The following is a 23,714-nucleotide window of genomic DNA, read 5'->3' on the forward strand; positions in this document are numbered from 1 at the left end:
CCTATTGATTCAGCAACACCGGAACGAACATGACGACGTTACTAACAGACAGTGAGCAACAACAGGTGGCTGCGGCCATCACAGAGGTGGAGCGTGAGACCGACGCGGAACTGGTAACGGTTCTTGCCGCAGCCTCCGATGATTATTCCTATATCCCTCTGCTCTGGGCCGGGGTTATTGCACTACTGGTGCCCGGAGCGATCAATTACTTTACCGGTTCGTTGGGCGCGGACTGGTTGCTGGTGGTTCAGTGGGTGACCTTTATCCTGTTATGCCTGTTGTTTCGGTTTCCGGGTGTGGGACATCATCTGGTTCCAAAGGCTGTTCGCTTCTGGCGGGCGTCCAACATGGCCCGGCGGCAATTCCTGGAGCAGGATCTTCATCACACCCAGGGCGGCGTTGGCATGCTGGTTTTCGTCTCGGAAGCGGAACACTATGTTGAAATTCTGGTGGATCAGGGCATTGCCGATAAGGTCAGCGACGGCGTTTGGGAAGAGATTGTCGGCACCTTTACCAACCAGGTTCGCAGTGGCGATACCCTGGCCGGCTTCCTCGGTTGCATCGAAAGTTGCGGCCAGCACCTGCGGGAGCAGTTGCCCGCAACCCGCGAGAAAAACGAATTGCCTAATCATCTGGTGCTAATACCGAAACGTTCTTAATGCCTGCCGCCGGTCTGCCGATAAACAGGGGCAGGCTGCGGAAGCATCCCATGTCCTGACTGCAGACAGCGCTGATGAGGGGTGAGGGTATGGTTTCTCCAATTAATATTCCCGGTTCCGGAATGCCAGGTCGCTCCGGCGCGGAGCCATCGGGAAGCCGGCCGACAAACAATGCCCCCGAGCCTACCAAGGTCCGGGAACAGGTCAGGGGGGCGATCCGCACGGCCGAGGATGCTATTAACGCACTTCGAAGCAGGCTTGAACAACAGCTTCAGCAACGACTCGGGGCACCCGGCCCCGACGCATCTGCCTCCACCCGAAATCGATTCGAACCGCCGACAGCCGCCGACGTGGCCAGCCGCGTGCTGGGCTTCGTCCAGCAGCGCCTGCAAAAGGAAGCGGCTGCCGGTGCAGACTCGGAGCGCCTGGCAGGCCTGCTTTCCGATGCACGCCGTGGTGTTGAGCAGGGGTTCTCCGAGGCGCGGGAGCAGATCGAAGCCCTGGGGTTGATGACGGACAGATTGAATCGTGATATCGACGACAGCTTCACGCGCATCCAGGACGGTTTGTCTGATCTGGAATCGCGGTATCTGCAAAACGGGATGCCGTCGGAGAGCCGGGTAGCAGCGGCGATGGTGGAGAGCGCCAGCAAAGAGTCTTTTGCGTTTGAGGTCACCACCCGTGACGGCGACCGTGTGACCGTTCGCATGGAGGAGCAGCGCTACTCGGCAATGTCGGCAAGTGCCCGCGAGAGTGATGGCGTCCGGTCTGAAGAAGTACGCTCGGCCAGCCTGTTTTCGGGGCGTTATGCGTTCTCGGTGGAGGGCAGTCTGGATGACGGCGAGAAGGCCGCGCTCGCGGATCTTTTTGGCAAAGTGCAGCAAGTGTCTGGCCGTTTTTTCGACGGCGATATCCAGGGTGCCTTTCAAGCGGCCCAGTCGTTGAGTTTGGGCGGGGATGAACTGGCGAGCTTCAGCCTGAACCTCTCTGCTACCCGGATGGTGTCTGCCGCTGCTTACGAGTCTGTATCCCGTGAGCCTTCATCCGAGCCCTCCGCAAACATGCAGTTGCGACCGCTTGGCAGTCTCGCCCGGGATATCCAGGGGCTTGCTCAGGAGTCGGTTGCCAAAGGCATGGACCTTCAGGCAATGGAAGGGCTCATGCAGGAACTGCTGGACGATATTCAGCGGCTCCAGAACGAGCGGGGCGGCGAAAACAACCCCGCGCCGCGCTCGTTAATGGATGATTTCCTGTCGTCAGTGTTGGCCGCTTTCGAAAGTGCCGGCCAGAAGGGCGAGCCGGCTTGAGGCATCAGGCCGGCTTGATTGCATAACCCTGTTTCGGGAAGTGGACATGGACCTGCCCGACACGCGCGTGGGAACGCTCCAGAATCAGGGTTTGCTCATCTGCGAACACCAGGCGTCCTGCGACCGGGTCGCGCCCGTAGTCATCGGGTGCGACTTCGACATTCTTTCCTGTTAACTCATTACCACCGGCAGACTCAATGGCTCGCGGCGTTTCACTGCGGGCAATGTCCAATGCCTGGTCAGCGGTGATCTCACTAGGTTTGCCGTGTCCGAAGGCTTTCATTCGCTCCAGCCACGCTGCCACGTTGGGAGCGTCCCGCAGCCAGGGTTTGCCCGCCAGATCGCAGACAAACCACAGGCCATGATAGGCCGAAAAATCCGCAATACAGGGGGTGTCACCAAACAGAAAGTCTTTCGCCAGCATCGACTCCATGGTTTCGATGTGCGCCATAACCTTGGCTTTTGCCTGCGGCCCTCGTACCGCTTTCACGCGGGACTTTGTGCCCATGGTGATGCGGTCCTTGAGGAAGCGTAAGGCGTTCAGCAGCGACGTGTCGCGGATCAGCTTCCGCAGCATGCGGCCATCGCTGGCGGCAATCACGCAGGCAAGAAACACCTCAAGGTCCGTGGTGCGCACAAAGTCGATGACTGCTTGCGGCTGGTTGGCCAGGCTCAGTTCCGGTTTGCCACTCAGGCGTGCGATTTCGTCAGCGATGGCGCGGCTGTCGCAGAACACATCGGCGCCACTCTGGGCCACGGGAACTTTGCGGTAACCGCCCGCCAGCGCGGAAAGCATAGGCCGGGGCGGCATTTCCCGGACGATAACAGACTGCCAGGAAAGGCCGGCGTAGCCGAGCATGGCCCGGACCTTTTCGGAAAAAGGCGACATGGCGTAGTGGTACAGAATGAACTCTTGCATGGGGAAACCCATCCTTATTTGGCAATGTTATCTGGCGCGATCCGGGAGGTTACCCTGCAATCCTGTCGGGCGAAAGCCCGGGAGTTGTCCGTGTGGGCCAGCTGGCCCGTCACCATCGCCCAGGCTTGAGGAAACGGGAAATACAGGTACTATGCTTTAGTTGCCCAAAAATAACGTCAGAAAAGACGACAACAATAAGGAGCCCTTGATGGCTGCAGACAGCAACAAGCAAACGTCCCTCCACTGCCTGTATTACTGGGCAAAGCAAACCCCCGACAAGGTATACCTGACCCAGCCATTTCCGGATGGCACCACCGAAGACATTACCTGGAAACAGGCCGCCGACCAGGTGTCCCGGATGTCGGCTCACTTGGCAACACTGGGCCTGCCGGAACGCAGCAATGTCGCCATTCTTGGCAAGAACAGTGCGCACTGGATCCTGTCAGACCTCGCCATATGGGCTGCCGGCCACGTTTCAGTTCCGCTATATCCGACGCTCAATGGTGAGACAGCAGCGTATGTGCTGGAGCACAGTGAAGCGAAACTGCTGTTCCTGGGGAAGTTGGACGGCAAGGCGGACGGCTGGAACGATATCAAGGGCCACATTCCCGGAGACCTGCCGGTTATTTCTTTGCCGATGTCGCCCCGGGACGACACGCCGAAATGGCTGGACGTTATCGCCCAGCAGCAGCCGGCCGAACCCAGCTTGCCGGACCCTGATGACCTGGCCACCCTGGTTTATACGTCTGGAAGCACCGGTCGCCCGAAAGGCGTTATGCACAGTTTTCGCACCATGATTTCCGTCGCCGATGGGCTGCAGCAGATATTCCCTGTCACCCAGGATGAAAGAATGCTTTCCTATCTGCCTCTTGCCCATGTTGCTGAACGTGCGGCGGTGGAAACCCAGTCGCTTTATTACGGATTCCACCTGTATTTTGCCAATTCCCTGGACACCTTCCAGGAAGATCTGCAAAGAGCCCGGCCGACCCTGTTCTTCTCGGTGCCCAGGCTGTGGATGAAGTTCTACCTGGCCATCAACAGCAAGTTGCCGCCGAAGAAGCAGAAGGTGCTGTTCAATATTCCGGTACTGAACAAACTGGTGAAAAAGAAGGTATTGAAGCAGTTGGGCCTGGATCACTGCCGTGCGGCCCTCACGGGGGCGGCACCGCTCTCGGGTGAAATTATTGGCTGGTACAGGAACCTTGGGCTGGAGCTGCTGGAGGTGTATGGGATGTCGGAAAACTTCGGCTATTCTCATGCCAATCGCCCGGGCCGGGCCAAGGTGGGTACCGTGGGTGTCACCAATCCTGGTGCGGAGCATCGTCTGGCTGAGAATGGCGAAGTGCAGGTCAAGAGCCCCGGCCAGATGCTGGGCTACTATAAGAACGAAGAGAAAACCCGCGAGGACGTTACCGAGGATGGCTTCCTTAAAACCGGGGATATGGGAGAGATCGACAGCGAGGGGTATCTGCGCATCACTGGCCGCGTGAAGGATCTTTTCAAAACCTCCAAGGGCAAGTATGTGGTGCCAGTGCCCATCGAAAGCCGTTTTAATCATCCCAAGGCAGAGGTTGTGTGCGTGGCGGGAGCCAACCAACCTCAGCCCTGCCTGATGGTGCTGTTATCCGAAGAAGCACGGGAAGCGCTGGAAGCAGGAGGCAGTCGTGATGAGCTGGAGAGGGAGCTGGCTGCGGAGCTGGACGCCGTTAACAGTGGGTGCGAGGCTCATGAGAAGCTGGCGTTCGTGGTGGTGGTGAAAGAACCCTGGACCATGGAAAACGGTATGCTCACACCCACCATGAAGATCAAGCGGAATGTGATCGAGGACTTCTACAACCGCAAAATGGACGAGTGGTTTGGCAAGAAGCAAAAGGTGATCTGGGAGTTCTGATCCCCAAAACGAAAACACCGGTGAGCCTGGGTATCCAGGGCCACCGGTGTTTTCGAAATCTGTCTTCCCTTACTTTCCCATACAGGGACGGGCTTAGTGCTCGCCCTGCATCATCTGGGGCATCTCCGGCGACGCGGTTGCTGCCCTTTTTCTCCAGGAATTCATCTTCCGGCTGATAACCTGTACGGCTTGCTTTGCAGCTGCACGGGTATATTGGCGCCTGACCTCAGTACTGTTGTGGAGGATACTGGACGGCAGCGGGTGTACGGTTGCGATATGGTCTTGAGTCATAGCGCCTTCCTCCTTATCTGGTGGATTAAAATATTGGTTAGCTGACTATATAAAGAAGTTTACGGCTTCGTATTTGCAGTTTAAATACGTTAAACTCCGTACTCACGTTGCAAATATGCAGTATCTATGGATTGGGATTATCTTCGATATATACACGCCCTGGCAATAGGGGGAACCCTTGCCAAAGCCGGTGAGATGCTGGGCGTTCACCAGACCACGGTGCTTCGTCGCCTGGATCAGATGGAAGAGCAGATGGGCGTTCAGTTCTTTGAGCGCAACCGGGATGGTCTGCAACTCACACCCGTGGGTGAAACCGCATTCCGCGAAGCCGAAAGGCTGGCCGCCGATATGGAAAATCTTGAACGGCAGTTGGTCGGGCAGGATTCAGCGCCCGTCGGTAAGGTCCGGTTGGCGGCCACCGACACCATGGTGAATGCCCTTATCAGTCCGATGATTGCAGAGCTCGTCCGGGAATACCCGGACATCGAACTGGAAGTGCTCACCGACAACGATGTGCTGAACCTGAGCCACCGCGAGGCAGACCTGACACTGCGGCCGGTAAACAAACCCCAGGCCACACTGGAAGGGGAGCGAATAGGCACGATCGAGTCGGCTATCTACGCTGCTACCAGCTACCGTAAGCGTCATACCGACCTGGACCTTGAGCATTCGCCGGAGCAGGCGCTCTGGATTCTGCCGGATGAGAGCTTTAGCCACCTGGCAACGGGGCGGTGGTATCGCAAGCACCTGAAGAATGCGTCGTCCATCATCCGTTGCAACAGTCTCCAGGCAATGCACGCCCTGGCGCGGGCCGGGGCAGGGCTGGCGGCATTGCCCTGCTACCTGGGCGACAGTACCAAGGAGCTGACGCGCCTGTCGGAGCCACTTGAAGGCGAGGGCGTTGACCTGTGGCTGATGGTGAACCACGACACGCAACAGATGGCACGGGTACGGATTGTAATGGAGTTCCTGACCGCCAGGCTGACCCAACTGACACCCCAGGTGGAAGGCGAGAGCTGACGCCGAATCATTGTCTGGGCTTACCAGTCACCACAGAAGGGCCAGAACTGGTAGAAACGCCAGCACTGGAATTCTTCCTCGCAGGTCTGGAGCTGGCGGTCATAGCGGAAGGCCCGGTTCTGGACCCGAGTGGCCAATGACCTTACCTTCGGCTTGGCGAGGTAGCTCTGTCGCTGGTAGCCGGTCCTGCCTTCGTGGTAGGCGAGGTAAAGTTTCTCGGGGCTGGTGAGAGGAATGCCCACTTCTCTGCGGGTCAGGTGGTTATACCAGCCCACGAAATCGAGTGCGTATTTCATGTTGGTTCGTACCACGGACAGACCGTCTCCGTTTGCGGCCAGGTACTCGGCCCACGCCGGGTCGAGCGCCTGGGCGTAGCCGTAGGCGGATGTTGGCCGGCGCCAGGGAATGAACCCCAGCAGGCGGGTCCGTGGTGGACGGGCATGACTGCGAAACGACGATTCGTAGTAAACAAAAGCCATCTGCGTTGCAATCGGGGTGCCCCAGCGCTCCCGTGAACGGCTGGCATAGTCGTACCATACCGGATGCTCACGGAAGATCTCACAGACGTCGTCCGGGTTTGCCGGTGGGTCTGGCTCCAGCAGGCTGAAACGCATGATGGCGACAATGGCGATTGCCAGCCCCAAGCCCAGTGTTGGCAGGCCATACCACCGCATTCGGGACTTCCAGATTTTCACCCGGTTGCTTTTAAGTCGTCCAGGTCGTCTGTTTTTCGGTCGATTACGGCGTTTCTTCATGGGCGGGACCGGGCCCTGTCACTCCACACTACAAAATGGTCATCTGTTACTGGCCGGCTTTGCTTGCAGCTCTCGCCAGCTCCATGGCATAACAGACCCTCGTTATCAGAGGATACTAGGTTCATGCGCACACTATCCCAAGTTAAACCGGCATTACTTTTTCTTTTGCTGGTCTGTGGTTCTGCCACCGCAAGCCCTTTGGCGGACTCGGTGCTCCGGGTGTCGCCCATTGATGAGGTTGTCGCCCAGTACCCGGCGATGATGAGCCAGGGCATCCGCCAGGGCCTGAAACAAAGCGGGCGGGTTGAGCCGTTTGTTGCCAACACCATCAGCAGTGTTGTGAGTAATGCGTTCAGTGTTGCCGAGATTCGCGCGCGGCTGGTCGAGGACCTGGACCAGGGGCTCAGCGAGGGGCAGTTGAACTCGGTACTGGCCTGGTATGAAACGCCGCTGGCGGAGAAAATTTCCAAGGCCGAGGTGGCCGCCTCCAACCCTGACACCTGGAAGCAGGTGGAAGCCAATGCCGCGTCGTTGCAGGAGAAGTACAAGGGCAGCGAAAGGGCCAAACTGTTTACCCGCTTTGACCGGGCTGCCCGTGCAACGGAGAGTGCCGTGGATACCACCGTTGCTGTCCAATTGGGTTTAGCCTCTGCCATGGCAGCGTTCAACGGTAGCAAAGGCCCAACCTTCGAACAGCTTCAGCAACAGATCGAGAACCAGCGTGGCATGCTGCGGGGCATGGTCGCCCAGCAGGTCTACGATGGCTACCTCTACACCTATCAGGATCTCAGCTCTTCCGAGTTGAAGAAGTACATTGAGTTCCTCGAAAGTGATGCCGGCTCGGCATTCACCCGCGTGGTTACCAACAGCGTTCAGCGCTCGATCACGGACCCTGTGGAGTCCATAGGGAACCAGTTGGGGCGCTTTTTTAATCGGCGGTGACACCGCGAAAGATTGAAAAGCCCCTGTTTTGGGTCCAGTCTCCAGTAGTCACTTTCCGTAACGGAGACGGCCCCATGGATTTCAATGCCTACCAGCAAACCCTGGCCACCGAACTCAGGGGCCGGGAATGTCCCTTCCCTGAGGCGGAGTACCAGCAGCGTCTCAAACACCTTCGCGCCAGGATGCTTGCGGACGGTTTCGGAGCTGTTCTGTTAACCGACCCGTCCGATCTGTTTTATCTGACCGGTTACAGTACCTTTGAAGTCTCCGTTCACGTCGCCCTGGTGGTCACCGCCGATACGCTTACCCTTCAAGTACCCTCCATCGAAACCGGTCCCGCCATGGTTACCACACGGGTCGATCACGTTATCGGTTACCGTTGGGAAGGCGTGGGCGATGTGTCGGATCCCCTGGCACACGCGCTGATAGGGCATGGCGGAAAGGTCGGCGTTGACTACTGGCATGGCTCGCTCCGCCAGGGGGTCCTGGAAGGGCTCAAACAGCGACTCCCGGACACACAGTTTGTGGATGCTTCAGGCCTGTTGAAAAGCATCCGAATTGTGAAATCAGCGGCCGAAATTGATTGCCTGCGGCACAGCGCCCGCATAACGGGGAAGGGCATCGAAGCCGCGGCAGCGGCCATCCGCCCCGGGATGACCGACAACGACATAGCGGCCATCGGCGCAGAAAGCCTTCTGGCGGGCGGAAGTGAGTTTATGAGTATGCAGCCTATCGTAACGGTGGGGCTGCGCAGCAGTGTCATCCATACCAATCACAAGCGGTGCAGGATCGAAGACGGTGATACGGTGTTCCTCGAGTTTGGTGCTGCCTGGCAACGTTACACGGCACCGATGATGCGTACGCTGGTGGCGGGTCATCCCTCGGCCAGGATGCGGGCCGTTTTTGACGGCTGCCGTCGCGTGGTGGATGTCCTCAAGGCGTCCATGGTGCCAGGCCGAACCTTCGATTCCGCCGCCAGGGCTGCGGAGCAGGTTATGGCTCCACTGGCCAGTGAGGTGTTTTTCTCCGGGGTGTTTGGCTACACGGTGGGGGCGCAGTTTCCTCCTTCATGGGTGGAGGGCTCCGGTTTTATAGCCCGGGGAGAGTCGACGGTGTTCCAGCCGGGAATGGTGTTCCACCTGCCCATATGCCTCAGGATTCCGGGGCAATGGGGCATGGGTTGCAGCGATACGGTACTGGTGGGCGAGCATGGTGGTGAACCGCTGACGGCCAATCCCTGGCGGCTCGACTGAGTTCAGCCGGCTGTTATCTCACTTTGTTCAGTGATGCCTGGGGCCTGGTTTCAAAATAGGTGTCATAGCGGCCATTTTCACGGAATATCTGCAGGCGCTTGTTGAATGCCTCTAGCAGGGCTTGTGTCCCCGGTTCGTTGGCTGGAAACAGCAGGAAGCTTTGATTCTCCAGAATGGGCTCCGGGTGGTGGGTAATCCGGCGGGCTTCCTGTGGGTCTGTTTCCCGGCGAAGAATGTAGTAGCCGACGTTGATTTCTTCCGGGAAAGCATCAATCCGGCCAAACAGCAGGCGGCGGAAATTAAGTTCCGTGGAGGCGACCCATTCCACGTTCAGAATACCGTTCTCGATTGCACGATCAAACTCAGGGCCGTAGCTGTACCCGATGCTTCCTCCAAGCTTAAGGTTGGCAAGGTCCTGCATCTGGTTCCATTCAATGGACGTGTCCTTGCGATAGAACAGCACGAAGCGTTCGTTCATCACCGGTTCACTGTAGATAAAATCTTTCTGTCGGTCGGCGGTGTGCATCCAGATTGCAGTGGCGTCGTGCTGGCCAATTGCGGCTTCCCGATAGGCGCGTTTCCAGGGCCGGAAGTGAAACTCCACTTTGTAACCTTCCGCAGCGAAGATGTCCCTGACCAGTCGTGCAACTGTGCCTTGACCAGGCTCGCTTTCCACGAAAAAAGGAGGCCAGTCGCCAACGCTAATGCTCAATGGTCGCTCACCATCATTCGCTAATGCCAGAGTTGACCACAACGCAACCAGCGCAACGAAATACGCTTTTAAAGCTTTCATGCAATCGCCTACGCAAAGATACTGCACAAATAGGCAAGGGGATACCTTACGGACGCTTCTCCTTTTGATAGTAGACCAGGGATGATGATCCGTCATTCCAGCCGAATGTCACGCAGATAGAGGGTTTTGGGTTCCGGCAACGCAACCGTGAACAGAATTAGCCGTCTGATGGCCTGCATATTCATTGATCGGCTTTCGGGGGCTGCCTTGATCCTGTCGAGGTCCAGTTTGAATTGGTTGGGGCCGGGAGTCAGGGGAAGGCGAGTGTTGAAGCGGTCATTGTAGTTGTTGTCGCCCAGGTCATGCTCCATGTCGTTGATTCTCAAAATCATCGGCAATGGGTGGTCCTGAGGGTTGTACAAGTCGATGACGAGGCGGTCATAGTCGCGCCAGTCTTCGGGTAAATTGTGTAGGGAAACTCCGGAATAATGCGCTGTGGACAGGGATATCCTGAGTGCGCGCTTGTGGGCGTCTATGGCATGCTCGGTTACGGGCGCTATGACGCCATCCCAGAATGGTGAGGGATCTGGCTGGCGGAAGTCGTAGAGTGCCGGCAGCAGTTGGCTGACGTGGTACTGCTGAATGGCGACCCTTGCCGTGGCACCGATTTCGGCGGCCAGTAGCGCAGCCACGATGAGCCTCAGTGGCCAGACCACCGGCCGTGACTTCCGGGTGAGTGAGGCCCGTGGCCGCAGGGCCAGGATGGTCCATACGCCCACCTGGTTGCGTAGGATATCCTGCCAGTCCATCTGGCGGCTGGTTCCGTGTTGTAGCAGTTCGATACCGGTGCCAAGCAGGAGTACGGCAAGTGTGCCGATGCCCCAGAGAGTCCAGCCCGTCCAGATCCGCCAGGGCTGAATGGCGAGGGTCAGCAGAGCAAAGAACAGAATATGCCCGAGATTCCAGGCTGATTTGAACAACGGCCCGTCGGACCAACCGGGGCCGCCGACAAAAAACAGAGGGGCAATCAGAATCATGCCCGCAAAAGCCAGATACCGGAGTATCTGGGTATTGCGGGCGGGCCGGTACGCTGGCAGGTTTAAAGCCATCAGCTCCGGCTGGTCACTTCCAGCAGGTGGTAGCCGAACTGGGTTTTCACCGGGCCGAGCACCTTGTTCACTTCACCACTGAAAACCACCTTGTCGAATTCCGGAACCATCTGGCCCGGGCCGAAAGCGCCCAAGTCGCCGCCGTTGCGGCCTGAGGGGCAGGATGAATGTTGCTTCGCCACTTCCGCGAAGTCCTGGCCGCCTTCAATGGCTTTCTTCAGTTCTTCACATTTTGCTTCGCTGTCTACAAGGATGTGACGCGCGGTTGCCTGTGTCATGGTGTGTTTCCTTTTTTCGAATGAGGATCATGTTGCGATCACCGAGGGTGAAATGCTGCCCGCACTGGGCCGTTGAGGCAAGCGCTTTTTATCCGTGTTTTTGCTGTCTCACGGTTTTGGCCACAAACCTGTACAATGCCGGCTTTTCCTTCGCCGGCCCGTGCCCGGTCTTCACTCTCAGCAGGTCTATTCTTGATATCCACCGCGAACATTACCATGCAGTTCGGGGCCAAACCCCTTTTCGAAAATGTGTCCGTCAAATTCGGCAATGGCAACCGCTACGGTCTGATCGGCGCCAATGGCTGCGGCAAGTCCACGTTCATGAAAATCCTTGGCGGCGACCTGGAACCGTCGGCCGGCCAGGTCATGGTGGACCAGAATCAGCGGCTGGGTAAGCTGCGCCAGGACCAGTTTGCCTACGAGGACTGCTCGGTGATTGATACGGTCATTATGGGCCACGAAGAGCTCTGGCGTGTAAAAGCCGAGCGTGATCGTATCTACTCGCTCGCTGAAATGAGCGAGGAAGACGGCATGGCCGTGGCGGACCTGGAAGTGCAGTTCGCCGAGATGGACGGCTATACCGCCGATGCCCGCGCTGGCGAACTGCTGCTGGGCCTGGATATTCCCCTGGAACAGCACAACGGCCCCATGAGCGCTGTTGCGCCGGGCTGGAAACTGCGTGTTCTGCTGGCCCAGGCGTTGTTCTCTGATCCTGATATCCTGCTTCTGGACGAGCCCACCAACCATCTGGATATCAATACCATACGTTGGCTGGAGAACATCCTGGTGGCTCGCAACAGCACCATGATCATTATTTCCCACGACCGCCACTTCCTGAACAGCGTGTGCACACACATGGCGGATCTGGATTATGGCGAGCTTCGGCTGTTCCCTGGCAATTACGACGAATACATGACCGCTGCCACCCAGGCCCGCGAGCGCATGCTGTCGGATAACGCCAAGAAGAAAGCCCAGATTGCCGAGTTGCAGCAGTTTGTCAGTCGCTTTTCCGCCAACGCTTCCAAAGCCAAGCAGGCAACCTCCCGCGCCCGTCAGATCGACAAGATCCAGTTGGAGGAGGTCAAACCGTCCAGTCGGGTAAGCCCGTTCATCCGGTTTGAGCAAACCAAGAAGCTGCATCGACAGGCGGTAACGTTGAAGGAATTTACCAAGGGCTTCGATGGCAAGCCCCTGTTCGACAAAATGAACCTTCAGATCGAAGCGGGTGAGCGAGTGGCCATCATCGGGCCCAACGGCATTGGCAAAACCACACTGATGCAGTGTATGGCCGGCGCCATGAAGCCTGACAGCGGCGATGTTAAGTGGACCGACAGTGCCCAGGTCGGCTACTACGCCCAGGATCACGGCGCCGACTTTGATGAGGACATGGATCTGACCGAGTGGATGTCGCAATGGACCACCGGCGGAGAACAACTGGTTCGGGGAACCCTCGGCCGCATGTTGTTCTCAGGGGATGATATCGGTAAATCTGTGAAGGTCATTTCGGGCGGAGAGCAGGGCCGTATGCTGTTCGGTAAGCTGATCCTGGAAAAGCCCAACGTCATGCTGATGGACGAGCCCACCAACCACCTGGACATGGAATCCATCGAGGCCCTGAACCTGGCGCTGGAAAATTACCCGGGCACGCTGGTGTTTGTCAGCCATGACCGGGAGTTCGTGTCATCCCTTGCCACCCGAATTATTGAACTGAAGGCCGACGGCATAACCGACTTCAGCGGCAGTTACGATGACTACCTGCGAAGCCAGGGTTATGTCTGATCACTTTCGTCCAGGCGAGCCAGCAGGGTATTGATCGCCCCCGCAAACTCAACCGGTGAGTCTTCCTGCAGGAAGTGTCCGCCGGTGAGAGTGGTGTGGGGCTGGCCCTTTGCGCCGGGAATTCTCTCCTGCATATAACGGTCGCCGCCCCGGGTGATCGGGTCGCCGTTACTGAAAGTGGTCAGGAACGGCTTCTTCCACTGCTCCAGAACCTTCCAAGCTTCGCGATTGGCTTCACTGGCAGGGTTGTCCGGTGTCACCGGCACCAGTTTCGGAAAAGCGCGAGCACCGGCCTTGTACTTCTTGTTGGGGAATGGCGCATCGTAGGCACGACGCTCGTCGGGCCCCAGGGTGCGAAAGCTTCCGGTATTGATAATGCGGGCAATGGGAAACCAGGGGCTGTACAGCGCGAAGTTCTTCCACAACTGGAACGCTTTTGGCACGGGCTGGTCGCCGGTAGGCAGCATGCCATTACCCACAACGATGGCTCGGAACCGCTCCGGATTTTCCGCCGCCAGTCTCAGGCCGAGAAGAGATCCCCAGTCCTGGCATACGAGGGTGATGTTCTGCAGGTCAGTCTGTTCCAGAAACGCCTGCATCCAGTCCATATGGCTCTGGTAACTGTACGCGTTGATATCCGTGGGTTTGTCGGATTTGCCAAAACCGATCAGGTCTGGCGCGATCACCCGGTGCCCTGCCGCTGCACAGATGGGAATCATGTGGCGGTAGAGGTACGACCAGGAAGGTTCGCCGTGCATCATCAGCACCGGGCTGGCGTCCGAGGGGCCTTCATCGACGTAATGCATGCGCAGTCCGTCGACCTCCACGTAGTGAGGGGCGAAGGGATAATCCAACAGGCGTTCAAATCGTTTGTCAGGTGTTCGCAGCGCGTTCATCGTGTTCTCCGGCAGCCATCGGTCACGGAATTATTGTAAGCTTGCTTAACGTATCATGACTTGCGCTGGCTGTGTCGGTCCTTTCAGGTCCTTTTCAGTCTTGTTCGGCGCTCGGGCAGCATTTTCGCCATCCTTTCCCCGCTTTTAACGTATGGGAGTTTCAACTTGGAGTGTAATACCGTTCTGGCCGCCACGCGGCGGTGGGTGTCAGAGGTGGTCATTGGTCTCAACTTGTGCCCGTTTGCCCGTCGGGAGTTGGTGAATGGGCGCATTCGATTTGTGGCGACGGATGCCAACTCGGAGGAGGGGCTGTTAACTGCACTGCAGGAAGAAATGATGCATCTGGACCAACATCCGGAGGTTGAGACAACGCTGCTTGTGCATCCCGACGTGCTGACGGACTTTATGGACTACAACGATTTTCTCGACGCAGCCGACGGCCTTCTTGTGCATCTCGAGCTGGATGGGGAGTATCAGATTGCCAGTTTTCATCCCGACTATCAGTTTGGCGGCACCAATGCGGCTGACGCCGAAAATTACACCAATCGCTCTCCTTACCCGATGCTGCACCTGCTGAGGGAACGCAGCCTTGAGCGCGCCATCGCCGGCTATCCCGGAACAGAATCGATACCGGAGCAGAACGTTGAGCTGATGAATCGATTGGGTGCAGACCACATGCGCAACCTGCTTATCCGGACTTTGTCCCCCGGATAAGAGCTCTGACGGGTAATGAATCGCTCAACTGTTATGGTCAAAAAACCACACTTCTGAATCTGTTTCACTGGCGGCCCGCTTTGTAGGATTGACGAGTAACGAATCGGTAACAGGGAGCTCGGCAGGGAACATGGAAATCGTATTAAGCGTATTGCTCTTCGCGCTGGTGTCGACGGTAACGCCAGGCCCGAACAACATCATGATCATGACATCGGGCGTCAATTTCGGGGTGTGGCGAACGCTACCTCACTACCTGGGTATCTGCTTTGGTTTTCCCGCTATGGTGGTAGCGATCAGTCTGGGCCTGGGGAAAGTGTTTGAAGCATTTCCGCAGTTACACCTGGTGATCAAGGTTCTTGGCATAACCTATTTGCTGTATCTCGCCTGGAGAATCGCGACCACAGCCACAGAGATCGACGGTGAGAAAACCAGCAAGCCGTTGTCGTTCCTTCAGGCGGCGGCCTTCCAGTGGGTGAATCCCAAAGCCTGGGTCATGGCGGTTGGCGCTTTGGCGACGTTCACCACGGTCAGTAGTGGCGAGGTGCTGCAGCAGTCGTTCTGGATCGGGCTGACCTTTTTGCTGGTCAGCGTGCCCTGTGTCGGTAGCTGGATGCTTGGCGGGGCAGGATTGCGGAAATTGTTGCGCAAGCCGTTATATCGAAGGATGTTCAACTGGAGCATGGGCGCGCTGCTTGCGCTGTCGGTAATTCCCATGCTCTCGGTGGAAACCGCAAAGCTGGTCTAGCCGGTTCCTGACAGCGGGCAGGTAGCCCGCTGTCAGATTTCGGTGATCGACCAGGTCGATATCAATCCACCCGGGTCAATGTCACATCGATGTTGCCACGGGTGGCGTTGGAGTAGGGGCACACCTGGTGAGCTGCATCAATCAGCTGCTTGGCCTGTTGATCGTCCATGCCCGGCAGAGAGATTTTCAGTTCCACCTCAATCCCGAAGCCTCCGGGAATCTGGCCAATGCCGACTACACCCTCAATAGACGCATCTTCTGGCATGGGAAGCTTGTCCCGGCCAGCGACGAATTTCATGGCGCCGATGAAGCACGCAGAATAACCGGCCGCGAACAACTGCTCCGGGTTGGAGCCTTTGCCGCCGGCACCACCCATTTCTTTCGGTGTTGTCAGCTCAACATCGAGGACGCCGTCCGAGGAGATGGCACGGCCGTCACGGCCGCCGGTAGCTTCTGCTGACGCGCGATAAACAACCTGTTCAATAGACATGTTTTCGACTCTCCTTCGTGCGCATTACAACGCATCGTGTGTTGATGACTTTATTTCGTTGTTAATGGTTGCACAAAATTAAATTTTGCACAATGCAAATAGAATATTGTGCCCTCTTCAGAATCTTTTCCGGTTGTTACCATTGGCAGCGGTGGATTTGCTCCCTAAAGTAGAGGAGTCCCCAACGAGTGTGAGTGTGATGCCTGTCATTCAAAAACCTGTTAAAGGCGTAACAATGCCGGCCGCTGACCAGCCACTGGAGCTGCATTCTCCCGAGCAGGCGGGGGCCATGCTGGCGGAATTCATCCACCGGCATCCTGGCCTGATGATATTGACGGGAGCCGGCGTCAGTACCGATTCCGGCATTCCTGACTATCGGGATGGCGATGGCGCGTGGAAGCGCAAACAACCGGTCCAGCATCAGGACTTTATGACGAGCACGATGGTTCGCCAGCGTTATTGGGGACGAAGCCTCATTGGTTGGCCAATCATTCGCAACGCCAGGCCCAACATCGCGCATCATCGTGTTGCCGAGTTGGAGCTTCGCCGCTACAGCCGCCTGCTTGTCACCCAGAACGTGGATCGCCTGCATCAGCAGGCGGGTAGCCGTTCGGTAACCGACTTGCACGGCAGGGCTGACGAGGTTGTCTGCATGGATTGCGGATATCGCTGCAAGCGGGACGAGGTCCACGAGCGTTGCGCGGACATGAACCCGACTTTTGGGCACTATTCCGCCGGCGCCGCGCCGGATGGTGATGCCGATCTGGAAGTGGACTTCTCTGAGTTTCGCATCGCGGACTGCCCCTGTTGCGACGGCATTCTGAAACCGGATGTGGTGTTTTTCGGCGACTACGTGCCCAAAGACCGGGTGACGTCCACACTGGACACGCTCAAGACGTGTGATGGCCTGTTGGTGATCGGCTCTTCGCTGATGGTCTATTCTGGATTTCGATTTTGTCGCTATGCCAAGGAATGGGGTAAACCCATGGCGACACTGAACCTGGGGCGTACCCGTGCCGATTCACTGGTGGACCTGAAGCTTAACGCGGGCATCAGTGACACCCTGGCCTACACCCTCGGCCAGTTCTGACTCTTCGGCATCTACCTATACGCATCTGAAGCTGGTTTCATTAGCTTGCTTAGATGAACGTTCATACATATTCCTACCAGCTTCAACCCGAAAAAGTCCGCGCGGAGTTTTTTCGGCTTCTTCCCATCTCGTTATTTGTGGTGGCCTTTGGTGCTGCCTTCGGATTGGCGGCCATCCAGAAAGGATTGGAGCCACTGCAAGCGATACTCATGAGCACCACGGTATTTGCGGGCGCTTCCCAGTTTGCCGCTGTCGATATGTGGGGTAGCGAGGTGTCGCTGATTCCTTTGATGGCCGTCGTGTTCGCCATTAATTCCCGCCATCTGCTGATGGGGGCCTCCCTGTACCCCATGCTCAGGGATGTGTCCCCGGGTCGGCGCTATGGCTTACTGCTGCTCCTGACCGACGCCAACTGGGCCGTGTCCGCGCAGGAATACCAGAGTGGTAAACGGAACCTGGAGGTTATCCTCGGCGGTGGTCTTGTGCTGTGGGTGGCGTGGATTATCGGAACCTGGCTGGGGGTTTATTTCGGTGGCCTGCTGCAGAATCCCAAGTCTCTGGGGCTGGATATGGTGCTGGGTTGCTTCCTGCTGGCCATGGCACTCGGCGGCAACAAATCCCCCCGAACCCTGATGGCCTGGACCGTCGCGGCAACCTCATCGCTGGCCGCCTGGAAATGGCTACCGCCCAATACCCACGTGGTTGTCGGTGCGTTGGCAGGTGGCGCTATTGGTTTTTTCTGGATGGAAAAGAAGTCTGAAGCACCGGAATCTGTTGAAGAGGGACGTTCATCATGACGGTTGAAACCACGGTTGCTGGCACTCTGGCCCTGATCGCCATCATGACGCTTGTCACCCTGGCGACTCGCTTCGGCGGTGTGTTCCTGATGTCGTTCGTAACGATCAACCCGCGCATCGAAAGCTTCATCAACACCATGGCCAGTTCGGTGCTGATCGCGATCATCGTCCCCATGGCGGTAAGCGGCGATGCCGGCTCATTGGCAGCACTGGTTGTCACCGCTGTTATTATGCTGGCAACGAAGAAGCCTCTCCCCGCTATCGCAGCCGGTATCGCTGCAGCAGGGCTAGTCCGCTATGCAGGAATCACCGCGCTCTAGGGTTTTCCTCCGAATCAGGCCGAGGCAGGGCAGGTCTCCCAAAAATGTGCGGAGCCATGGATGGCGGAGCCCAAGCGTACATGGATGTATTCAAAGCGTTTTTTGGGAGACCTGCCCTGCCTCGGCCGCCTCAGCGGCACCAGTTTGAGGCACAGCGTCGGTCTCAGGCTCAGAGTTCGAGCCAGACGGTTCATGCATCGGATTGGTGCTGCGGAACGCCAATTCGCCGACTCCGGGGAGTTTGATGCCAAGCGCCAACGGGTTGATGCCCATCGAGAGCCCCAGAATGTTCAATTCCAGTCCTTCCCGAACACCGGCCAGAATACCAAAATAACCACCGAGCGATAGTTGATAACCGCTGCCGCCAGGTACCTCGGACACAACGCCATTTCCCAGATAATCCTTGCCAATCGCGTGGTTGGGCAGGGCCACGTCCATTTCCGGAATCTGACGGATCACCCAGGCGACGAAGGTGTTGCTGTTGGGGCCGGGCCAGGCGGTGTATTCCGTTGGGTATGGGTAGCGGTCAATCACCTCATTCAGCTGATCAATAATCCGCTCGGCCTGCTCACCGCGGATATCCGCAATCAACGTCGGCGGCGCGCCATACCAGGCACGATCCGGGTCGTCTGGCCGGGACTGGACCACGTAGTGACGCCAGCCCGTGACTTCATGAACATAATAGCCATCGGCGCCCGCCTCTTTGGTGCTGATCCAGGTATGCAATGAGAAATACCCCCGCCAGTTATAGGCACGGGCCCCGTAGACCTGAACCACCGCCGCCTGCTCCTGCTCCGGGCGTGGGGCAATGCCCGCGCTGGAGCGGTCTGCCGTTCGCCAGCTCCCTGAGTCCTGGAGGCCGGCGCAGGCGGCCAGGAACAGCGGGCCGGCGAGCAGAAGTGACAGTGTCAGGGTGAAACCGATAAAACAGCGTTTGAAGGTTTTCATCTGAATCCGGAAACGTTGAATGACCCATGTTTTGCGATGGTACGACGAAAGAAACTCAGAGTTCATTCATGCCGTAAAGTTCCCGTCGCCCGTGCTCTTGGTCATTTGATGGTCACGGTTTACTGGTATACGCTGAAAATACAGGCATTCGAAGCACTTGCCTGACACTTACAGCCTTGGAACAGGAGGCGTCATGTCCGACCATCATGTTTACAAGAAGGTGGAAGTGGTTGGCTCTTCGAAGAAAAGTATCGAGGATGCCATTGAGAATGCGATTGCCGAATGCAGCAAGAATCTTCGCAACATCGAATGGTTCGAGGTGCAGGAGACGCGCGGCCATGTGGTCGACGGAAAAGTCGGACACTATCAGGTCGTGCTCAAGATAGGCTTCAAGATTGAGGGAAGCTGACATCCGGTGATCTGAGCAAATTTTTGGTAAAACCATGGGAGGTATTCTTATGGGCACTGGACCAAATGCTCTGTTACTGGTTGATGTTCAAAATGATTTCTGCGAAGGCGGCAGCCTGGCGGTGCCTGGCAGTGATGACATTTTTCCGGCGATCAACGGATGGATCGACAAGGCCCAGTCGTCTGGATGGCCGATTCTTGCCAGCCGGGATTGGCATCCGGTGGATCACATAAGTTTCAGTGATCGCGGTGGGCCCTGGCCCGTCCATTGCGTTCAGGACACCCCCGGGGCCGAGTTTCATCGAAACATGGCACTGCCTGACTCGGCCATCCGGGTGAGCAAGGGCACCGCATTCGATACCGATGCCTATTCCGCGTTCGACGCTACCCAGCTGGACAGCTACCTGCGCCGCCACGGCATTCATCGGCTGTTTGTAGCCGGGCTTGCACTGGACGTGTGTGTCCAGGCGACCGTGAGGGATGCGTTGAAGCTCGGCTTCGAGGTTGAGCTCATTACCGATGGAACACGGGCCGTTCAGGCTGATAACGCCCCAGCGGTTTTCAAACAACTGGAAGAGGAGGGCGCGGAACTGTGCTGAAACACCCCCCGGTTGTAAAAGGGACTGACCTGCCTCTGCTGGTGGATCTGTATGAGCTGGCTATGGCCCAGGCGTACTGGTCCGAAGGCATGAACGAGAACGGGGTTTTCAGTCTTTTCTTTCGCACTCTTCCTGAGAACCGTAATTTCGTTCTTGCCTGTGGCCAGCAGCACGTGGCCCATATTATTGAATCTCTCGCCTTTACCGACGAACACATAAAGCGCCTGGAATCCCTGGGCAGGTTCCAACCCCGGTTTCTGGACTGGCTGCGGGAATTCCGCTTCAGTGGTTCTGTACATGCGATTGCGGAAGGAACGCCGGTATTCCCTCAGGAACCCTTGCTGGAAGTGGAGGGGCCTGTTGCCGAGGTTCAGTTGCTGGAAAGCCTGGTGATGAACTACGTGCATCTGGAATCTGTGCTGGCCTCCAAGGCGGTCCGCCTGATATTCGCGGCGCAAGGCCGGCCGGTCGTCGACTTCGGGATGCGCCGCACCCATGGTATGGACGCGGCACACCGAGGTGTGCGCGCGTACCGATTCGCCGGCCTGGCCGGAACCAGCAATGTCCTGGCAGGCCTGGATTTCAACATGCCGGTATACGGCACCATGGCACACAGCTTCGTTCAAGCCTGTACAGGTGAGATGGAGGCGTTCAGAACCTATGCCCGGCTCTACCCGGGCACAACACTGCTGGTCGATACCTATGACACCCGCTCGGCGGTGGCGAGGATCATCGATTGGCTGCAAGAAGAACCGGAGGTGCGTATTGGTGGTATCCGCCTGGATTCCGGCGACCTTGCCTCGGACGCTGCTGAATGCCGACGTATGCTGGATGAGGCGGGCCTTGGCGATGTAAAAATCATGGCGAGCGGCGGTCTGGATGAATACAAGATCGCGACACTTGTCTCCGACAACGCCCCCATCGACGGCTTCGGTGTTGGCACTGCCATCGGGGCCTCGAACGACGAGCCGGCATTGGAGCTTGCCTTCAAGCTTACGGAGTACGCGGACCTGCCAAGAATGAAAAACTCCCCTGGCAAGCAGTCGTTCCCAGGCCGCAAGCAGGTCTACCGTCGCCTTGACCCGAACGGCCGCCTCGCGCAGGACGTCGTTGCCGGCCGGGACGAAGTGTTTGATGGCGAGCCGCTGTTGAAGCCGGTCATGAAGCGAGGCCTGATCATCGAAGGCGCCATTCCGACACTGGATAGTCAGGTGGACAATGCGAAGCGGGCGTTGGATGCCCTGCCGAGCCAGTTTCGCTCGCTGGAGCCTGCACATGAAAATCCGGTTGTGATCAGCGACTTTCTCAGGGCATTGCAGCGGGACACGCTGGCAAAGGTCCGGGGCTGACTGAAAGGCAGAGGTGCGAGATTCCGCGTGGCCCGGGATTACCGAAGCATGCGCCGTCTGATGGCGCCAACCAACTGGTTCAGCAGTTCGCGGGATTGGCCCTCGTAAAGCGTGTGAAACTTTTCTTTCTGCACCTCTCGTTCATGGCTGGTGTTCGACGACAGGGAATCCTTGCGCAGATCCATGAAGTGGCAGGCGGCCAGATGGGCTTTTATATGGTTGTCAATCAGTTGCGTAATGAGCCCATCGACGTCGTCATGGCAAAAGGGGCGTACGCGATTGAGGGTACTGCGTGCGTCCAGTGCCGCCTTGCGGGCTTCCAGGCGTAATTCGCCGGCCGGTTCATCAGACTCCACAGAACGCAGGAACATGCCCAGCTTGTCGTGCAATAGCCAGACCAGAGGCCAGATGGCTTCGTAAGCGGCCTTTTCAGCAGAGAACTGCTCACTGGCAATCGGGTTTCTTCCGGCTTTCGTGGAGTCGGGGCCATTGAACTGGGACACGCGTATTTCGTCCATGTCATGCCACAGGCTTTCGACGCGCTGCTTCACGGTGTCACTCTGTTCAGCCGCGGCCCGCCTGGCGGCGGAGGCCGAAAACAGGGCGACAATTGCCACAACGAGTGCGGCAATTGCGATGAAGAACGTCAGCTGTGTTGTCGCGAGAAAGTCGAAAAGGTAGTCCATGTCCATGGCTGCCCGCTCCGGTAAGTGTCTGCACGACCCCTGGCTCGCTACTGGTTCTGCTCGGTCTGTCTGAATGGCAGCGCCTGCAGGGCATCTTCAGTATAGGCCATGACATGCTCCGCTTCTTCGCTGGTAAACCTTTCGATGGCGTCGCGAAAACCGGGGTGCATAACGCCATGCCAGGAATGGGTGATCACCGGCTCAAACCCCCGAACCAGTTTGTGCTCCCCCTGCGCGCCAGCATCGAAGCGTGCCAACCCCAGCTGTATGGCCAGTTCAATGCCTTGATAGTAGCAGGTTTCAAAATGCAGGTGGTCGAATTCCTCCAGGCAACCCCAGTAGCGCCCGTAGAGCGTATCCTCGCCCGTCAGGAATAGCGCACCGGCGATCATCTCACCCTCTTTTACCGCCATGACAAGGTGAAGATGCTCCGCTTGGCGGTCTTTCAGCAGGCGGAATAAGGCCTTGTTCAGGTATGGCCGCTGGCCCCGTTTCAGGTAGGTGGCCTGGTAAAATACGTGGAAGGCCGCGAGCACGTTATCCGGGATATCGTCTCCCGAAAAATGTCGGAATGAAATGCCCTGATCCGCAACCTGTCTTCTTTCCTTGCGGATTGATTTGCGCTTGCGCGACGTCAGCCGGGCGAGGAAATCCTCAAAGGTGTTGTACTCGTGGTTGTGCCAGTGGAACTGGCAGCCGATCCTGTGCAGTTGATCGTTCCTGTCCAGCAGTGCCTGGTCCTGGCGATCCGGGAATAGCAGGTGCCAGGAGTGGGCCCCCAGGCGTATGGTGATGGCATCCAGCGCATCGTGGATTCGTGCGGGCGTCATCCACTGGCGAAGGGTTTTCGAAAACAACAGCCGTGGCCCCTGGCAGGGTGTGAACGGGATGGCAATCAGCAGCTTGGGATAGTAATCCATGCCATAGCGCTGATAGGCATCGGCCCAGGCCCAGTCGAAGACGTATTCTCCCATGGAGTGAGCTTTCAGGTAGGCCGGAGCCACTCCGGCAAGCCGATTGTCCAGGTAGAACGCCAGATGGGCCGGTTGCCAGCCTGTCGCGGTGTTTGTGCAGCCAGACTCTTCCAGTGCAAGCAGAAACTCGTGTTGAAGAAAGGGGTTATAACGGCCGACAAACCCGTTCCAGTCTTGCGGATGGATGTCATCAATCGACTGGACGGGGCGGATTGTCAGTTCTGCGGTACCGGGTTCTGGCATGGTCGGGGCTTCTCCGTGGTTTACCCAGTACCATACGTCAGAACCCGGCCTGTGATCACTGCTCGGAAGTGCGGTTTTCCATGTCTTTGCAGCGCTTTTCCATTTTCTTTTGCCGTTTTTCCATCTTGGCGCTGTGTTTCTCTCGCCTTTCCTCGTGGATCTCGTCCCAGATCTCGCGTTGCTCGTCGGTCAGTTTCAGGCGATCCGCCATGTCGTTGCGGTGCTCTGCCCATTTTGCCTGGCGCTTTTCGTCATTGAACCAGCCTTTGCCCTCGCGCATGTTCTCGCACATCTCGGCTTTGTCGTGTTTGCCGCGGTGGTGTTCGCCGTGGTCCGAGGCCATCGCCATTGGGCTGGTCAAAAGAGTTGCTGCGATCAACGCGCTGGCAATGCGTCCGGAAGTGATGTGTTTCATTGGGTGTTCTCCTGTGTTGTAAATAAGCCTGCTCCAGCAGGCCCGGTCTGAACTCACAGGGACTATGCTAGCGGAGGACGGTGTCAGGCGGCGTCAGCGAACTG

Annotated in this window: 27 protein-coding genes; 15 read left to right on the plus strand and 12 right to left on the minus strand. The window is 57.6% G+C overall.

Annotation, left to right across the window (positions count from 1 at the left end; all coding sequences use genetic code 11):
* Positions 1-29 precede the first annotated feature (29 nt).
* On the plus strand, positions 30-659 hold the full coding sequence (locus SIC19_RS15300) for a TPM domain-containing protein (RefSeq protein ID WP_127401742.1): 630 nt from the start codon (positions 30-32) through the stop codon (positions 657-659).
* Positions 660-748: 89 nt separating this feature from the next.
* Entirely contained in the window at positions 749-1,966 is a 1,218-nt protein-coding gene (locus SIC19_RS15305) for a DUF5610 domain-containing protein (protein WP_127401741.1), read from the plus strand.
* 4 nt (positions 1,967-1,970) lie between these two features.
* On the opposite strand, the gene SIC19_RS15310 is transcribed toward SIC19_RS15305, so the two are convergent.
* A complete protein-coding gene (locus SIC19_RS15310; protein WP_085679646.1) occupies positions 1,971-2,885 on the minus strand; it encodes a glutathione S-transferase family protein in 915 nt (304 codons plus the stop codon).
* 208 nt (positions 2,886-3,093) lie between these two features.
* On the opposite strand from SIC19_RS15310, the gene SIC19_RS15315 reads away from it, so the two are divergent.
* Complete coding sequence (locus SIC19_RS15315; RefSeq protein WP_036209447.1) at positions 3,094-4,776, plus strand: AMP-binding protein; 1,683 nt, start codon at positions 3,094-3,096, stop codon at positions 4,774-4,776.
* A gap of 93 nt (positions 4,777-4,869) precedes the next feature.
* Here SIC19_RS15315 and SIC19_RS15320 read toward each other — a convergent pair whose 3' ends face one another.
* Positions 4,870-5,067, minus strand: coding sequence for a hypothetical protein (locus SIC19_RS15320; protein ID WP_036209452.1), 198 nt, complete (start codon positions 5,065-5,067; stop codon positions 4,870-4,872).
* A gap of 126 nt (positions 5,068-5,193) precedes the next feature.
* Here SIC19_RS15320 and SIC19_RS15325 point away from each other — a divergent pair, with 126 nt between their 5' ends.
* Entirely contained in the window at positions 5,194-6,087 is an 894-nt protein-coding gene (locus SIC19_RS15325; RefSeq protein WP_091640855.1) for a LysR family transcriptional regulator, read from the plus strand.
* A 20-nt stretch (positions 6,088-6,107) separates the two neighbouring features.
* Here SIC19_RS15325 and SIC19_RS15330 read toward each other — a convergent pair whose 3' ends face one another.
* Positions 6,108-6,761, minus strand: coding sequence for a lysozyme-like domain containing protein (locus SIC19_RS15330; protein WP_197061343.1), 654 nt, complete (start codon positions 6,759-6,761; stop codon positions 6,108-6,110).
* A 204-nt stretch (positions 6,762-6,965) separates the two neighbouring features.
* Between SIC19_RS15330 and SIC19_RS15335 the strand changes: the two genes are divergently transcribed.
* Positions 6,966-7,784: a DUF2059 domain-containing protein gene (locus SIC19_RS15335; protein WP_269399671.1), complete on the plus strand. Its 819-nt coding sequence runs from the start codon at positions 6,966-6,968 to the stop codon at positions 7,782-7,784.
* Between the two features lie 74 nt (positions 7,785-7,858).
* Positions 7,859-9,037 carry a M24 family metallopeptidase gene (locus SIC19_RS15340; RefSeq protein WP_269399670.1) on the plus strand — a complete coding sequence of 393 codons (1,179 nt, stop codon included), beginning with the start codon at positions 7,859-7,861 and terminating at the stop codon, positions 9,035-9,037.
* 13 nt (positions 9,038-9,050) lie between these two features.
* On the opposite strand, the gene SIC19_RS15345 is transcribed toward SIC19_RS15340, so the two are convergent.
* From SIC19_RS15345 to SIC19_RS15355, 3 genes are all read right to left on the minus strand, one after another.
* A complete protein-coding gene (locus SIC19_RS15345; RefSeq protein ID WP_269399669.1) occupies positions 9,051-9,830 on the minus strand; it encodes a substrate-binding periplasmic protein in 780 nt (259 codons plus the stop codon).
* A gap of 92 nt (positions 9,831-9,922) precedes the next feature.
* Positions 9,923-10,879, minus strand: coding sequence for a succinyl-CoA synthetase subunit beta (locus SIC19_RS15350; protein WP_269399668.1), 957 nt, complete (start codon positions 10,877-10,879; stop codon positions 9,923-9,925).
* On the minus strand, positions 10,879-11,157 hold the full coding sequence (locus SIC19_RS15355; RefSeq protein ID WP_036209475.1) for a peptidylprolyl isomerase: 279 nt from the start codon (positions 11,155-11,157) through the stop codon (positions 10,879-10,881). Before SIC19_RS15355 ends, SIC19_RS15350 begins: the two co-directional genes overlap by 1 nt.
* Before the next feature lie 192 nt (positions 11,158-11,349).
* On the opposite strand from SIC19_RS15355, the gene SIC19_RS15360 reads away from it, so the two are divergent.
* Entirely contained in the window at positions 11,350-12,936 is a 1,587-nt protein-coding gene (locus SIC19_RS15360) for an ABC-F family ATPase (protein WP_269399667.1), read from the plus strand.
* On the opposite strand, the gene SIC19_RS15365 is transcribed toward SIC19_RS15360, so the two are convergent.
* Positions 12,927-13,832, minus strand: coding sequence for a haloalkane dehalogenase (locus SIC19_RS15365; RefSeq protein WP_075197035.1), 906 nt, complete (start codon positions 13,830-13,832; stop codon positions 12,927-12,929). The genes SIC19_RS15360 and SIC19_RS15365 overlap by 10 nt on opposite strands.
* Positions 13,833-13,997: 165 nt before the next feature.
* Here SIC19_RS15365 and SIC19_RS15370 point away from each other — a divergent pair, with 165 nt between their 5' ends.
* Positions 13,998-14,546, plus strand: a complete 549-nt coding sequence (locus SIC19_RS15370; RefSeq protein WP_269399666.1) for a DUF1415 domain-containing protein — start codon at positions 13,998-14,000, stop codon at positions 14,544-14,546.
* 130 nt (positions 14,547-14,676) lie between these two features.
* Complete coding sequence (locus tag SIC19_RS15375) at positions 14,677-15,291, plus strand: LysE family translocator (protein WP_041332348.1); 615 nt, start codon at positions 14,677-14,679, stop codon at positions 15,289-15,291.
* Positions 15,292-15,352: 61 nt separating this feature from the next.
* Here the strand turns inward: SIC19_RS15375 and SIC19_RS15380 are convergent, their stop codons facing one another.
* Positions 15,353-15,781: an organic hydroperoxide resistance protein gene (locus SIC19_RS15380; RefSeq protein ID WP_075197036.1), complete on the minus strand. Its 429-nt coding sequence runs from the start codon at positions 15,779-15,781 to the stop codon at positions 15,353-15,355.
* Positions 15,782-16,016: 235 nt separating this feature from the next.
* On the opposite strand from SIC19_RS15380, the gene SIC19_RS15385 reads away from it, so the two are divergent.
* Genes SIC19_RS15385 through SIC19_RS15395 form a run of 3 tightly spaced genes read left to right on the plus strand, consistent with a single transcriptional unit; the run spans position 16,017 to position 17,988 of the window.
* Positions 16,017-16,871, plus strand: coding sequence for an NAD-dependent protein deacetylase (locus SIC19_RS15385; protein WP_289600473.1), 855 nt, complete (start codon positions 16,017-16,019; stop codon positions 16,869-16,871).
* 53 nt (positions 16,872-16,924) lie between these two features.
* Positions 16,925-17,668 (plus strand): AzlC family ABC transporter permease, encoded by a 744-nt coding sequence (locus tag SIC19_RS15390; protein WP_269399665.1) that lies wholly within the window; start codon positions 16,925-16,927, stop codon positions 17,666-17,668.
* Positions 17,665-17,988, plus strand: coding sequence for an AzlD family protein (locus SIC19_RS15395; RefSeq protein WP_036209492.1), 324 nt, complete (start codon positions 17,665-17,667; stop codon positions 17,986-17,988). Before SIC19_RS15390 ends, SIC19_RS15395 begins: the two co-directional genes overlap by 4 nt.
* Positions 17,989-18,078: 90 nt before the next feature.
* On the opposite strand, the gene SIC19_RS15400 is transcribed toward SIC19_RS15395, so the two are convergent.
* The gene (locus tag SIC19_RS15400; RefSeq protein WP_085681969.1) at positions 18,079-18,936 is read right to left on the minus strand and encodes a DUF3750 domain-containing protein; all 858 of its coding nucleotides are present in this window, start codon (positions 18,934-18,936) and stop codon (positions 18,079-18,081) included.
* Between the two features lie 193 nt (positions 18,937-19,129).
* On the opposite strand from SIC19_RS15400, the gene SIC19_RS15405 reads away from it, so the two are divergent.
* The 3 genes from SIC19_RS15405 to SIC19_RS15415 are packed head-to-tail and all read left to right on the plus strand — an operon-like array spanning position 19,130 to position 21,292.
* The gene (locus SIC19_RS15405; RefSeq protein ID WP_007154494.1) at positions 19,130-19,345 is read left to right on the plus strand and encodes a dodecin; all 216 of its coding nucleotides are present in this window, start codon (positions 19,130-19,132) and stop codon (positions 19,343-19,345) included.
* Positions 19,346-19,394: 49 nt separating this feature from the next.
* A complete protein-coding gene (locus SIC19_RS15410; RefSeq protein ID WP_136633209.1) occupies positions 19,395-19,943 on the plus strand; it encodes an isochorismatase family protein in 549 nt (182 codons plus the stop codon).
* Positions 19,937-21,292, plus strand: a complete 1,356-nt coding sequence (locus SIC19_RS15415; RefSeq protein WP_269399664.1) for a nicotinate phosphoribosyltransferase — start codon at positions 19,937-19,939, stop codon at positions 21,290-21,292. The genes SIC19_RS15410 and SIC19_RS15415 overlap by 7 nt, the downstream gene beginning before the upstream one ends.
* Positions 21,293-21,330: 38 nt before the next feature.
* On the opposite strand, the gene SIC19_RS15420 is transcribed toward SIC19_RS15415, so the two are convergent.
* From SIC19_RS15420 to SIC19_RS15430, 3 genes are read right to left on the minus strand one after another with little or no spacing between them, the layout of a single operon-like run.
* On the minus strand, positions 21,331-21,984 hold the full coding sequence (locus SIC19_RS15420; protein WP_269399663.1) for a hypothetical protein: 654 nt from the start codon (positions 21,982-21,984) through the stop codon (positions 21,331-21,333).
* Positions 21,985-22,025: 41 nt separating this feature from the next.
* A complete protein-coding gene (locus SIC19_RS15425) occupies positions 22,026-23,195 on the minus strand; it encodes a GNAT family N-acetyltransferase (RefSeq protein ID WP_269399662.1) in 1,170 nt (389 codons plus the stop codon).
* Between the two features lie 55 nt (positions 23,196-23,250).
* A complete protein-coding gene (locus tag SIC19_RS15430; RefSeq protein WP_091640877.1) occupies positions 23,251-23,610 on the minus strand; it encodes a hypothetical protein in 360 nt (119 codons plus the stop codon).
* Between the last annotated feature and the right edge of the window lie 104 nt (positions 23,611-23,714).

Origin of the sequence: Marinobacter sp. MIT930201, from assembly GCF_047122665.1 — a bacterium.
Classification (GTDB): Bacteria; Pseudomonadota; Gammaproteobacteria; order Pseudomonadales; family Oleiphilaceae; genus Marinobacter; species Marinobacter salarius.

Bases quoted from the DNA above. Each gene is read 5' to 3' on its own strand.
- SIC19_RS15300 (WP_127401742.1), top strand. From the start codon at position 30: ATGACGACGTTACTAACAGACAGTGAGCAACAACAGGTGGCTGCGGCC.
- SIC19_RS15305 (WP_127401741.1), top strand. From the start codon at position 749: ATGGTTTCTCCAATTAATATTCCCGGTTCCGGAATGCCAGGTCGCTCC.
- SIC19_RS15310 (WP_085679646.1), bottom strand. From the start codon at position 2,885: ATGCAAGAGTTCATTCTGTACCACTACGCCATGTCGCCTTTTTCCGAA.
- SIC19_RS15315 (WP_036209447.1), top strand. From the start codon at position 3,094: ATGGCTGCAGACAGCAACAAGCAAACGTCCCTCCACTGCCTGTATTAC.
- SIC19_RS15320 (WP_036209452.1), bottom strand. From the start codon at position 5,067: ATGACTCAAGACCATATCGCAACCGTACACCCGCTGCCGTCCAGTATC.
- SIC19_RS15325 (WP_091640855.1), top strand. From the start codon at position 5,194: ATGGATTGGGATTATCTTCGATATATACACGCCCTGGCAATAGGGGGA.
- SIC19_RS15330 (WP_197061343.1), bottom strand. From the start codon at position 6,761: ATGCGGTGGTATGGCCTGCCAACACTGGGCTTGGGGCTGGCAATCGCC.
- SIC19_RS15335 (WP_269399671.1), top strand. From the start codon at position 6,966: ATGCGCACACTATCCCAAGTTAAACCGGCATTACTTTTTCTTTTGCTG.
- SIC19_RS15340 (WP_269399670.1), top strand. From the start codon at position 7,859: ATGGATTTCAATGCCTACCAGCAAACCCTGGCCACCGAACTCAGGGGC.
- SIC19_RS15345 (WP_269399669.1), bottom strand. From the start codon at position 9,830: ATGAAAGCTTTAAAAGCGTATTTCGTTGCGCTGGTTGCGTTGTGGTCA.
- SIC19_RS15350 (WP_269399668.1), bottom strand. From the start codon at position 10,879: ATGGCTTTAAACCTGCCAGCGTACCGGCCCGCCCGCAATACCCAGATA.
- SIC19_RS15355 (WP_036209475.1), bottom strand. From the start codon at position 11,157: ATGACACAGGCAACCGCGCGTCACATCCTTGTAGACAGCGAAGCAAAA.
- SIC19_RS15365 (WP_075197035.1), bottom strand. From the start codon at position 13,832: ATGAACGCGCTGCGAACACCTGACAAACGATTTGAACGCCTGTTGGAT.
- SIC19_RS15375 (WP_041332348.1), top strand. From the start codon at position 14,677: ATGGAAATCGTATTAAGCGTATTGCTCTTCGCGCTGGTGTCGACGGTA.
- SIC19_RS15380 (WP_075197036.1), bottom strand. From the start codon at position 15,781: ATGTCTATTGAACAGGTTGTTTATCGCGCGTCAGCAGAAGCTACCGGC.
- SIC19_RS15385 (WP_289600473.1), top strand. From the start codon at position 16,017: ATGCCGGCCGCTGACCAGCCACTGGAGCTGCATTCTCCCGAGCAGGCG.
- SIC19_RS15390 (WP_269399665.1), top strand. From the start codon at position 16,925: ATGAACGTTCATACATATTCCTACCAGCTTCAACCCGAAAAAGTCCGC.
- SIC19_RS15395 (WP_036209492.1), top strand. From the start codon at position 17,665: ATGACGGTTGAAACCACGGTTGCTGGCACTCTGGCCCTGATCGCCATC.
- SIC19_RS15400 (WP_085681969.1), bottom strand. From the start codon at position 18,936: ATGAAAACCTTCAAACGCTGTTTTATCGGTTTCACCCTGACACTGTCA.
- SIC19_RS15405 (WP_007154494.1), top strand. From the start codon at position 19,130: ATGTCCGACCATCATGTTTACAAGAAGGTGGAAGTGGTTGGCTCTTCG.
- SIC19_RS15410 (WP_136633209.1), top strand. From the start codon at position 19,395: ATGGGCACTGGACCAAATGCTCTGTTACTGGTTGATGTTCAAAATGAT.
- SIC19_RS15420 (WP_269399663.1), bottom strand. From the start codon at position 21,984: ATGGACATGGACTACCTTTTCGACTTTCTCGCGACAACACAGCTGACG.
- SIC19_RS15425 (WP_269399662.1), bottom strand. From the start codon at position 23,195: ATGCCAGAACCCGGTACCGCAGAACTGACAATCCGCCCCGTCCAGTCG.
- SIC19_RS15430 (WP_091640877.1), bottom strand. From the start codon at position 23,610: ATGAAACACATCACTTCCGGACGCATTGCCAGCGCGTTGATCGCAGCA.